This is a genomic window from Pedobacter sp. ok626 (assembly GCF_900100435.1).
Classification (GTDB): domain Bacteria; phylum Bacteroidota; class Bacteroidia; order Sphingobacteriales; family Sphingobacteriaceae; genus Pedobacter.
This window is the reverse complement of sequence record NZ_FNEX01000001.1, coordinates 23,957-36,178: the sequence shown is the minus strand read 5'-3', so window position 1 is coordinate 36,178 and position 12,222 is coordinate 23,957. Positions and strand designations below refer to the sequence as shown.

At 44.1% G+C, this 12,222-nt stretch carries 7 protein-coding genes; all 7 read right to left on the bottom strand.

Going from position 1 to position 12,222, the window contains the following annotated elements; all coding sequences use genetic code 11:
- Positions 1–5 precede the first annotated feature (5 nt).
- Positions 6–953, bottom strand: coding sequence for an ABC transporter ATP-binding protein (locus tag BLS35_RS00105; protein WP_090776757.1), 948 nt, complete (start codon positions 951–953; stop codon positions 6–8).
- A gap of 4 nt (positions 954–957) precedes the next feature.
- Entirely contained in the window at positions 958–1,815 is an 858-nt protein-coding gene (locus BLS35_RS00100) for a COG1470 family protein (protein WP_090776756.1), read from the bottom strand.
- 208 nt (positions 1,816–2,023) lie between these two features.
- Positions 2,024–4,519, bottom strand: coding sequence for a glycoside hydrolase family 2 TIM barrel-domain containing protein (locus BLS35_RS00095; RefSeq protein WP_207909071.1), 2,496 nt, complete (start codon positions 4,517–4,519; stop codon positions 2,024–2,026).
- Between the two features lie 10 nt (positions 4,520–4,529).
- A complete protein-coding gene (locus BLS35_RS00090; RefSeq protein WP_090776755.1) occupies positions 4,530–6,452 on the bottom strand; it encodes a glycoside hydrolase family 43 protein in 1,923 nt (640 codons plus the stop codon).
- Between the two features lie 9 nt (positions 6,453–6,461).
- Positions 6,462–7,139: a DUF3823 domain-containing protein gene (locus BLS35_RS00085; protein ID WP_090776754.1), complete on the bottom strand. Its 678-nt coding sequence runs from the start codon at positions 7,137–7,139 to the stop codon at positions 6,462–6,464.
- An 11-nt stretch (positions 7,140–7,150) separates the two neighbouring features.
- Positions 7,151–8,980 carry a RagB/SusD family nutrient uptake outer membrane protein gene (locus BLS35_RS00080; RefSeq protein WP_090776753.1) on the bottom strand — a complete coding sequence of 610 codons (1,830 nt, stop codon included), beginning with the start codon at positions 8,978–8,980 and terminating at the stop codon, positions 7,151–7,153.
- Positions 8,981–9,009: 29 nt separating this feature from the next.
- Entirely contained in the window at positions 9,010–12,135 is a 3,126-nt protein-coding gene (locus BLS35_RS00075) for a SusC/RagA family TonB-linked outer membrane protein (protein WP_090776752.1), read from the bottom strand.
- Positions 12,136–12,222: the final 87 nt, after the last annotated feature.

The window sequence follows — 12,222 nt, the reverse complement described above, 5'->3', positions numbered from 1 at the left end:
TTTCTTTAATTAATGTCCTCAAAATATTTTTGATAGATGTCATCCAGACCATAGTCTTTTTGATGTACGCCAAGAATATCATATTCCTTTTCGACAAAAAAACGGACCAGTGCTGGCGTGATGTTCTGCTTACACTCAAATTCTATCGTCTTTTTATTTATTGTGATCTGCTCAATAGTCTCCCATTGTCTAAGTTCCTGCGCTAATGGCCAGGCTTGTGGAACGACTTGCGCTAAAGTAACGGATACCACATGCCCCTTATTGCTAAACAAGTTTCCTGATAAAGTATCAATATTACCCTGGGCCAATAGTTTGCCTTTCACGAAGATCCCCACCCTATCGCATACTTGTTGCACATGATGCAAATGATGTGAGGAAAGCAAAACGGTCAATTCCTGCTCTTTACTTAAGCGCTTTATTAATGTCAGAAATTCCCGCACACCATTAGGATCTATCCCAAGCGTCGGTTCATCAAGGATGATCACATCGGGTTCCTTAATTAACACATCAGCCAGACCTAATCGCTGTTTCATGCCACGGGAAAAAGTCGATGTTCGCTTATTCATAGCTGAGGAAAGCCCAACGATCTCCATAACCTCTATTGCGCGCTTCATGATTTCCTTTTCGGCCAGGCCGTTCAGTCTTGCAATGTACACCAGGTTTTCCAGCGCAGTCATGTTATCATAGAAACCTAAGGTATCCGGCATATAGCCTACCTTTCTTTTCACAGAAATGGGGTTGTTAGTTGCGTTGTAACCACAGACAAATGCAGAACCACTTGTTGGATCGGTAAGCCCCAACATCATCAATATGGTCGTCGTTTTACCTGCGCCATTTGGGCCCAATAGTCCAAAAATCTCTCCCTTATAAATGTCGAGGCTCAAATCATCGACAGCCTTTTGTGAGCCATAACATTTGGTCAGGCCCTTAAGTTGTATAATAGGATCTTTCATCTTTCTATCTTCTACCGTACTTGCGGATCAGATAATACACCAGAGCAACGGCCAAAAGGATAACCAATATACCGATCCATCCAGAAAGCAACGAGGTTGTCACTACCATTCTAAAGGCGGCCTGAGAATTACCATTGCTATTTGTTGCAGTAAAGGTAGCGGCGTAATCTCCCGCAATCGTTTTATCAGGAACTTTAAGTTTTGCCGTTATGGCTAATGTCTTCCCTGGCTCCAATTGCTTAATTTTTGAAGGTTCAAAAGTTGCTTCCCAATTGGTAGGTAACTGCGAAGAGAAATCAATATCGTTCAAGGGTAGTGTGCCTGAATTCTTTACCTCCAAATGGATTTCCTTATGGCTGCCAGAGGTCAACTCTTCACTCAATTTTCCGCTTGGTGTAGTCAATGTTATTCCATAGGATCCCTTTACTACAGCCTCTAGATTTAGAGATAGCGTATCGGCATTAACTATTGCCTTTACTGGTAGCTTATATTTGCCTGGTGTCGTAGTTGCCGACGCATTAACTTCTATGGATACATCACGCGTGCTCCCCGGATCCATGTTGAGGGAAGTAACCTGGTTACCATCCACCTTATAGCTGATCACCCAGCCAATAGGCAAATTAGTTTTGAATTCGAATACAGTCGCTTTTCCAGCCCCATTATGCAAGGTTGTATTGTAACGAAATGTTTCATTCGTAGCAGCTTCGATATTGATCAACTTTGCCGTAAAACTGGATTGACCATCGATGCTTGCCGCTGGAGTTTGGGCATGTAATGCCTCTTGAGATGCAAAAAGGGATAGGAAAAACAATAAAGATCTGAACCTTTCGCAGAAATTGGTAAGTGAGAATTTTGCTAACATGATCTGAACACTAGAATTTATAATAATAGCTTAAAAAAATGTCTGTCCGATATTTTAATTTGACGGAACAAATCAAAAAAACAAAATAAAATTTTCAAATGCATTTAACATTTTTTAACAAAAGGGTCGACTATCTAAATAAAGTCTATTAGAACAAAAAACATTCAAAGGATTGAAACGTGGATTAGATCATTCCTGTAGCAATGCGCTACAGGAGTTTTATTTTTATCGTTGCGGTTTTAAGCCATTGCGCAGTAAACCGCAGCGACACCTCATCTGATGGCTGACCATTGGTTTGTATATAAACAATCATCTTACCATGGAAAACACGTTGTTTGTTATCCGTATAATCACTCATATCTGCATTGTTCCCCGCCTCCATCCCAAGCAATCGTCCGTTTCCGGCGATTTCGCAGGTGATCTCATCATCCGAATTTGGTACAAGAATACCATCTTCATCAACAATCTGAAGCTCTAGCTGAGCCAGACCATTTCTGGCTTCAACCTGCATCTCCTCCCCTTGTACTATTTTAATAACTTGCTGGCGTTTGCTGGATTGCAGTTGGTGGCGAGTAGTCTCTTTTCCTTTCATGTCCATCCCCACCACTTCCAGTTTCCCTGAAGCAAAAGGAATATCCCAATAGATGATGCCCTGTTTCTGATCGTAGGCTTTCGTTTTCCCTACGACTTTCCCATTCAGCTCCAATCTTGCATTTTCCGCATTGGTATAACAAACCACCCGGATTAGCTGTCCATTTTGATAATTCCATATGGGCCAGGCATCCATTGAAGGAGCTTCATTTTTTTGTTTGCCCTGTTCTGCTTCCAGCACAGACCATGCATCAATTGCGGCCCCGCCACCACGGAGCGGGTAGGTACCAAGATAGACCATGGGTTTATCTGACCATAGTGACTGACGAAAATAGCCCCGGGGTTTGATAAATCCCGCGAAATCAAGCAGTCCGGAATAAAAGCCGCGTGAAGGCCAGCGACCGGATTCGCCCAGATAATCTATTCCTGTCCATAGAAACTGTCCCAAAATATGTTCATTGTCCTTAACAGCCTTCCAGGCATCAAAGTCGTGACGGTTTTCACTACCGAAAATGACCCGTGTCGGATACTTTTTATGGTCCTGCTGGTACCTGCTTTCTGTGTAATTGTAACCTGCAATATCCAGTACACCTGGGTATGCTGTTTCATTAGACATGGCGACTCCGGCGAGGCCAGCAGTTACCGGGCGACTTGTGTCGTACTTTCTGACTACGGCAGCAAGTCTTTTAGCGATATCGCCTAGATGCATGGCATCAGGCGCATCCTTCTTATAGCCACCAAAAATGGGCTGTGTAAAACCACCTTCCTTTGTTCCTGCAAGTACAGGATGAGAGTAAGGATCGTTCGGGTAATCCACTTCGTTACCAATACTCCAGGCAAATATGGAGAGGTGGTTACGGTCACGTCTAACCATATCTGCAAGGTCCCTTTCGCCCCACTCCTTAAAATGGTCAAAGGACCCCTGAAATCCGGGCACTCCGACATTCCATCCCTGAAGCCATTTGCGCTTCGGGAACTCCCATTCGTCAAAAGCTTCGTCCATCACCAGCAACCCTAATTCATCGCACAGGGCATACAATGCCGAAGCCTGAGGGTTGTGACTGGTCCGGATTGCATTGACACCTAGCGACTTTAAGGTCAGTAATCTGCGGCGCCATACATTTGGATACATTTCGGCACCAAGCACACCTGAATCATGGTGTATACATACCCCCTTTACCTTCATTGGCTCTCCATTCAGAGCGAAACCTTTATCGGGATCAAAAGTAAAAGTACGGAAGCCTGTGACCACGAAGGACTTGTCTACTACTTGCTTCCCCTGCGTAACTGTGGTACGGAGGGTATAGGTGTCTGGACTCGCCACACTCCATAACTTTGGCTGATCTACCTCCAAAGTGGATTTGAGCTGATTTTTGTTGCCTGCGGTAAGTATAGTTTTGGAGACTTTCTTCGCGACAACCAGTCCTTTTTGATCCAGCAGTTCGTTGAGTACCGAGAGGTCGGCCGCTTTCGCTGAGGCATTGACCAGTTCTGTTTCGATGTGCAGCTTACCTTTTTTCCCTTTTACTTCAGGATAGGCATACACTCCCCATTGCTCCAGATGGACAGAATTTGCCCTGATCAGCCAGACATCGCGGTAGATTCCGGAACCTGTGTACCAGCGGGAGTCCGCGTCCTGACTATGGTCTACCCGAACAGCAATCAGGTTCTCCGTTCCAGATTTAACATAAGGCGTAATGTCATAGCCGAATGAAATGTAACCGTTCGGACGTTTACCTACGGAATGCCCGTTTACAAAAACCTCACTGCGGTTGTACACGCCCTCAAAATAGAGGAATAGCTTTTTGCCCTGATCTGCTTTCGCCAGGGTAAGTTTCTTTTGATACCAGCCTATTCCCCCCGGAAGATATCCGGAAGCACTGGCAAAGGTCGGGCTGAAGGTCTGCTTCACACTCCAGTCGTGCGGTAACTGTATACTTTTCCAGGAGTTGTTATATTCCAACAGATTTTTACCATCTACGTCCCCCAGGTGGAAATGCCAGTCGGCGTTGATCTTTTCAGCTTGTCCAAATCCCGCCTGTGCGAAAATAGCTCCAGGGGCTCCTAACCAGACTGTGAAAGCAAAAATCGAGGTTTTAATAAATTTCATCATGCGGTTTAATTTAATGCGTTGGCTTAAGGGGTATAATGTGTCCTTGTTCGTCGAAATACATCTGGTCCATACAGACTTCGCGGTTAAAGCCTGCGGCATCACCCATAGATATTCCCTCCGGATAATTAAACCTATGGTAAACCATATACCATTCATCTTTTCCGGGAATCTGCAATACAGAATTATGGCCCGTTCCAAAAATACCCTGAGCAGGATCTTTCTGAAGGATCAGGTTATTTTCCTGAATGTCGATCGGGCCGAGCGGCGATTTCGAAGTTCCGTAACGTACTCGATAGTTCTCACTGCGGGTATCGTCTTCCGACCAAAGGAAATAATAGGTCCCTTTACGGTAAAACACATAACAGCCTTCCCTGAAGGTTTTATCGGTCTTCAATACTTTTATGGTATTCTTTTTCATTGACACCATATCTTTATTTAACTCAGCTACAGCGAGATATCCGTTACCCCAGTAGAGGTAACTCTTCGCTGTTTTTGGATCGGTAAATACTGCGGGATCGATTTCCTGTCCACCTTTTACGCCCTCAGGTTTAAAATTAATGAGGGGTTTCCCCGAATCGATGAATGGACCGCTGGGCTGATCTGAAACTGCAACACCGATCTTTTGCGCAGCGGTAAAATAAAAGTAATATTTGTAGTCGCCTTTAACTTTTTTCTCGGTGGTGGTAGGTGCCCAGGCATTACGATCGGCCCAGCTCACATCTTTCTTCAAGTCAAGAATTACCCCTTCATCCGTCCAGTTTTTCAGATTCGAAGAGGAGAAGGTTTTAAAGTAAAAGCCGCCCCATCCATCGAAACCATCGCTGGTTGGATAGATGTAGTATTTTTTAGTTTTATTGGAATACAGCACATCTGGATCCGCATAAAATCCATCGAGCACCGGGTTCGTTTTGAGTGTCAGCTCCATTCCCTTCGGTATGCCCCAACGGTCGGTCAGGCTTTTCAGTTCCTTACGGGAGACCGGAATGATGGTACCATGGCGGGGATGGAAATCCATTGTAACTTCATGGTCTATCACCTTGAAGTTATCCAGGTCATAACTTTCACAGAACTGATATTTTCCCTTACTGTATACATCATACATCAGGATGTACTTGTCGGATTGGTTCAGCTTAAATACTCCGGATCCTTCCACGGCATCTCTTGTCTGCTGTTTATAACCGGCCTGTTGAATCCATTTACCGGAAGTCAGGGAATCAGTGATGGCTAGCTTTATGCCATTTCCATCGCCTTCAGTTTTATAAAACAGGTAAAACAATCCATTTTTGTTGATGATGTCGCCATCGATGCAGGATCTGCCACTTTTCGGATGGAACAATACTTTGGGCTCCGTTTCAAAATCGGTAAAATCACTATTGGCGTAAGCATAGTAGATAATGTCCGGACCAGCTCCATGTTGCATAGACCAGTATACCATATACTTTTGTGTTGCCGGATCGAATATGGTTTGTGGTGCCCATACCCTTTTGAGGTCGTCATGCCCTTTGTATCGTTGCTGAATATTGATGACGGTATGTTTCCAGTTCAGCAGGTCATCAGACTTCATCAGGACCATGGCCCGGTTAGAGTCCCATCCTTTGGAGGAAGTCATATCTGTCAGCACCATGTAGAACGAGCGGCCATCCGCTCCGCGAAGGATGTGTGGATCGCGAACGCCGCCAGTAGAACTGACGGCTTTCGAATCTATAACGGGCTCATTATTATTTAATGCGCGATAGTTGTATCCATCGGTGCTGATGGCATAGCAAACAGCCTCATCTTTCAGCGCATTTCCTTTGAAGTAGGTAAACAAATATCCTGCAAAATCTTTTTCTGCGGAGCCGGATTTATAGCCTTGACTAAAAGTACTGCCAATAAAGGCGGTGTTTAAAAAGATAAAAAGAATCAGGCGCAGAATTGAGTGTTTTCTTGTCATCAGCAATGGTTATTTTAACGCTATTTTTTGTACTTGTGTGTAGACATATTCACTGGAAGCTGTGGCTTTGATGCCCAGTCTGGCATAAATATAATCCAGGTTTTTAAGGTTATCTGGAATATTTGTGGTTATCGTGGCCTGCTGCCCGAACACCAGAGTTCCCACATTTCCATCCTGAAGATGCTCCCTTTGAACCTGATCTGTCAGTATCGATTTTCCAAGATATAAACGTACCAACTCCACATTTGCTGTGGGTACCACTTTATTGACCACAAACTGGGCTGTTATCGAGTTACCAGATTTTTGGTAACTGTCGCTCGTAAAATTAAAGTAAGGAGTAACGGGTACGTCAATACTGGTATTTCCTTTAACATTTACAATAATGGTATCTGTTGCTTGTTGCAGCCAGGGGGCATCTCCCCGTCTGACCAGCTTATATTGTCCATCGAACAATTGAGCTGAAAATGTTCCGTCCTGATCAAGGAAAACCTCAATTTTTGATTTAAGCGCAAAGCCATCCTGCCACAACTCCAGCTGAGGCCCATTATTGCGTACGCTGATCGCCTTTCCATCATAAACAACCCTACCTGTCAGCATCGATTCGGGTGCATTAAAATTATCATATTCGCAGCCTGACAATAATAATCCGGCAGCTGCGCTAAGTGTCAATAATATATTCAGTTTCATAATAGAAAAGTTTATTGTAATGGATTTCGCACAATTTTTGGATTGTTGTCCAACACACTTTGGGCGATAAATGTATAATAGTTAAACATTTGGAAGAAACGTGCTCTCCTGAAACGAGTAGGTCTGATGCGTTGATAAATGTATTTACCATTGTCAGGATGACCAGGCCGTACTACACGATAGGCATAAAGTCCCATCACTACAGAATTTGCATCGGTTTCCGAACCATCCCATACCAAATGGGCAATTCGCCATCTCTTCAGATCAAAATAACGGTGATCTTCAAAAGCAAGCTCAACGCGACGCTCGTTGCGAATGATGTTCGTGGTTAGGGCGCTGAGGCTATTTGCAGGGAAACCTGCACGCTGACGCAAGGCATTGATGTAGCCCAGGGCTTCAGGCTGGCCAGTTTCAAATGCAGCTTCAGCGGCGTTCAGGTAAATTTCTCCCAAGCGGAACCATGGCCACCAGTTGGTTGCCGATGTTCCCCTGGTACTGGCAGCAGGTGCATCACTTACAAATTTGCGGATGTAAAAACCGGTATTACTGACATCCTGAGCATCATTCTTCGGGCCATCAAATCCGGTCCACAGTTGTCCATCTTCATAATTTTTCCCCAATTCTGCAGAGGTTGTAAACTGATATGTTCCGTTATTCCAAACTGCTACCCCGGCTTGTATTTTAACTGGATTGCCTTTGAACGTCGTGCCTGGATAGATCACCGAACCATATAAACGGGCATCTTTATTTGCAAAGATGTCACTGATTCCGGTATAGGCAATGAAATTACCGGCACCATCTTTATCGCGCAACCTGCCGTTACTTCCATCCAGATAATTGAAGCTTTCTACAAAGCTCAATGACGGCGAAATAGTTGAAGAGGATTCATTGTCTTCGGTCATGCTGCGGATGATGTTATCGTAAGTGAAACGGTGTACCTTAAGACTGGTGATAAAATCTTTTGCGAAAATCACTTCAGATCCAGTTTTTTTATTCAGCATGTCGTAGAAGTTCGCACCCTTATCAGGATTTTCATTATACAAGACATATGGCCCGGCGATGATTTCTTTTGAAGCTTTTAGTGATTTTGCATAATACTGATCAGCCATTGAAGCAGGGATGCCGACTTCAGCTCCGGGAGTGCTCAAAGGGGCCGCCATCAGGTTGTTGTATTTGGCTATAGATCCCGCATACAACATCGCCCGGCTTTCCAAAGCTAGTGCAACATATTTGTTAGCCCTGGTTTTACTGGCGTTGTTTGCTGCAAGGTCGTCTTTAATGGCTTCCATTTCTTTAAAAATGTAATCATATACCTCGTACTCTTTCGCGCGGGGAATTTGCAGGGGAGTAGGGTCGCCGCTGAAGTCGTAAACAAGCTGTTTTTCTACAATGGGTACCCCTCCCATGCGTTTGACCATCTCAAAGTAGACAAACGCACGGATGAAACGCAGTTCTGCTGTAAAAAGACGCTTATCCTCTTCTTTGAGTTTTACACTTTGTGTTTTTAGGTTCTCCAGGGAAAGGTTAAGGTCCCGGATCAGCCCATAATCCCAATAACGGCCGTAATCATTCCCGAATTGAAAGTCATTTCTCCAGTTCTGGTCCCGATGTCCCGACCACATGGCATCATCCAGTTCTGTCATACCACCTGTATTGAATACGCCATGTAAACTGGGTAACCTGTCGTAGTAATTTCCCAACATGGAAATTAATAGTGACGGTTCATTCCATAGTTGGGCGTCGGTGATGATACCTTTAGGATCACGGTTAAACCAATCCTCATGCTTACAGCTGCTCAAACTCAGACAGGAGAGCAACATAGCTATATAAATTTTTTTCATTGTGTTCTGGTTTTAATGATGGAGCTGGTTTAAAAAGTAACGTTGAAACCAACCATAAAAACTTTTTGCTGCGGGTAAACTACTGCTGCCCGGGCTTCAATTTCGGGATCAATCTGGTAATCTTTCACATTGTCAAATGACAGTAAGTTAGATGCATTGATGTATACCCTGATTTTTTCTGCTTTAACCTTTTCGGTAATCAGTTTAGGCAAACTATACGCAAGTTCCAGATTTCTTACACGCAGATATCTGACATTGGTAAGCCAGAAATCGCTGTTTTTGCCATTATTACCACTATTGCCATTACGAATGGCTGGATAACGACCTGGGATCCATTCACTGTTTGGATCGTAAGGATCTGCGCGATGCCACCTGTCTTCCAACAGGTAGGCAGGTGAATTGCCACCACCGTGAAAAGCATTTCTCAGTTCATAGTCCTGGAACCAGGACTGCATAGCACCTCCTGCAAAATCAATATTGAGATCGATGCCCTTCCAGTTGAGACCAATACGGCCACCAAAATTCATCATTGGTGCCCAGCCTGTTGGATAACCGATCGGACGCTCGTCCATTCCATTGATCACGCCATCATTGTTTACGTCCTTGTAGATCAAATCTCCCGGCAGTTGTGTTCTGTTATTTGAACCATCATTATTGATCGGGTGGTTATTGATCTGCTCAACGGATTGAAATTGCCCCACTACCTGATACCCCCACCAGGTACCGCCCCAGCGTTCTTCAGCAGAGTTTCTATATTCATTCCAGGAATTACTGAAACGAGGTTTATAAGATTCCAATGCTTTAAATCTGGAGTAAGTGGCATTTGCACTTACTGTATACCCCAGTTCTCCAATATTACTAGAATAGGTGATGATACCTTCAGCACCATAGTAGCCATTTTTATTCAGGTTTTCGTTTGGTAATTCATACCCCACCTCGCTGGGTAACAAAACATCATATTTTCTGGCAGGATAGCCAGTACGGATGATTTTAAAAGCATCGGCGGTGATCGTAAGTTTATTTTCGAACATCCCCATGTCTACACCAATATTGTATGTTGTATTTTTAACCCAGGAAAGGTTCCTTGTTGCTAAGGGACGGGGTTGAACACCCGGGTAATACTTGCCATCTAGTACCGCACTACCTTGGGCAAAGTTGTAACCTGCGAGATAGCCATGCATGCCTACTCCCTCTTCTAATCCGGTTTGTCCTACTGAAGCCCGGATTTTCATGTCATTAACAATTCCTTTGATGGGCTTGAAAAAGGGTTCATCCGAAATTCGCCAGCCCAAAGTTGCACCAGGGAAGAAGCCCCATTCCTTGCCTTGATAATATAAGTACGACCCGTCATAACGGCCTAATACTTCTAATAAATATTTGCCTTTGAAATTATAGCTTATCCGGCCTATATAGCCTGCCCTGGCTTCGTAACTCCAGCTGTCGTCTAAACCATTGACCTCCGAAAGCTTCATCAACGAAATGAAATTACTGGAGGGATTGGCACCCAGCGCATTGTATGTCCTGTCCCAATCAGATCTTTCATAACCTACCATCGCAGAGAAATTATGATCGCCTAATTGTTTGGTATAGTCTAACTGAAATTGTCCGAATCTTGATATGGCTACACGGTCAGTTTTATACCGCCAGCGACTATCGGTTCCACCTGTGCGGGTATAAGCATCATTCGTATACCGATACACATCATAAGTGTACTGGAAACCATCAAATTTATTATTGGTGTAATTGTAAGACACTGTTCCTTTAGCAGATAGACCAAATTTGGTTTTATAGGAAGCAAAGAGGTTAACATTACCGCTTAAATAATTATTGTCTTTGTAACCCGCAATATCGCGGCTAAAAATTGCCGGATTGTAAGAGAAATCATTGGTATGATTTGGATATTCAGGATTGTCATTTGCGTAAGGACCTACCGTTGGCCTGTTCTTGAATATGGCCAGGATAGAAGAAAAATACCCATCGCCTCCCGGTAAACCCACATCTTTGGTGGCCTCCTGTCTACCCGAAATCTGCGCACCAATATTCATGCCCTCAAAAATGGTGGCCTCCAGATTGGCTTGCAAATTGGTTCGTTTGTAAGAAAAATCTTTCATCATCGCATCCTGATCCATGTGACCAACGGAAAGGAAGTAATTGGAATTTTTGCCCCCTCCGGTTACATTCGCATTCAGGTAACGCTGAGGTATATTTTTGCGGACGACCATGTCAAAATAGTCGTAACTTTTATAACCTGGTTCAGTCCCATTTTGCCATTTGGCCAGTTCTGATGGGGTATAAACACTGTTCGGGTCACGGTTTTCATTCTGAGCAGCTTCAACCATTCCTTTGGTATATTGTGCGGCATTCGCCATCGTCGGAAAACGTGTCAAATTTTGCCAGCCCTGGTAACCGTTGATATTGACCCTGGCCGTCTCATCACGCCTGCCTTTCTTAGTAGTAATTAACACTACTCCTTTGGAGGCCCGGAAACCGTACACGGCAGCTGCAGCATCTTTCAGAATGGAAATACTTTCGATATCTTCCAGATTGAGTGCATTGAATATGTCAGCGCCCGAAGCATTCTGTGTTCCCACCCAGTCTGTTCCGCCTTCACCTCCATAAGCTACACCGTCGATCACATACAATGGATTTCCCATATTACGAATTTCTATCGATGCACCCCTTCCCGGACGGGCGTCCTTGGCACGTACAGACACACCTTGTACCTTTCCTGCAAGTGCACCTGCGGTGGTAGTAGAAGAGGAACGGACAATATCTTCCGATTTGATGTTACTTACCGCACCTGTGATGTTGCGTTTTTTCTGTGTTCCATAGGCCACAACAATCACTTCATCGAGGTCTTCATTCGTGCTTTCCAGGAAAATAGAAACGCTTGTTTTGCCCGTAATGTCGACACGCTGATTTTTGTAGCCTACATAAGTAACTACTAAGGTGTTTTTTGTTGTTGTAAGCTGGAAGCGTCCCTGCCCGTCTGTGTTGGTGATTTCTTTTGGCATGCCCTCAACCAGAACGGTGACACCCGCAAGGGGTTCGCTTTTCTCGTTAAATACTTGCCCTGAAATCTTACGTTGTGCATTAGCATATGTGGGTAGCCCCCATATCACTACGCAGAGAAAAAAAATTTTCAGGATTTTCATATTTGGTTATATTGGTTAATGAGCCAAACATAAGCGATTCTGCCATGCGCCAACATATACGGATCCGTCAATAAACATTTAGTTTTT

Coding starts and splice junctions, on each gene's coding strand:
- BLS35_RS00095 (WP_207909071.1), bottom strand. CDS start 4,519: ATGATGAAATTTATTAAAACCTCGATTTTTGCTTTCACAGTCTGGTTA.
- BLS35_RS00100 (WP_090776756.1), bottom strand. CDS start 1,815: ATGTTAGCAAAATTCTCACTTACCAATTTCTGCGAAAGGTTCAGATCT.
- BLS35_RS00090 (WP_090776755.1), bottom strand. CDS start 6,452: ATGACAAGAAAACACTCAATTCTGCGCCTGATTCTTTTTATCTTTTTA.
- BLS35_RS00105 (WP_090776757.1), bottom strand. CDS start 953: ATGAAAGATCCTATTATACAACTTAAGGGCCTGACCAAATGTTATGGC.
- BLS35_RS00085 (WP_090776754.1), bottom strand. CDS start 7,139: ATGAAACTGAATATATTATTGACACTTAGCGCAGCTGCCGGATTATTA.
- BLS35_RS00075 (WP_090776752.1), bottom strand. CDS start 12,135: ATGAAAATCCTGAAAATTTTTTTTCTCTGCGTAGTGATATGGGGGCTA.
- BLS35_RS00080 (WP_090776753.1), bottom strand. CDS start 8,980: ATGAAAAAAATTTATATAGCTATGTTGCTCTCCTGTCTGAGTTTGAGC.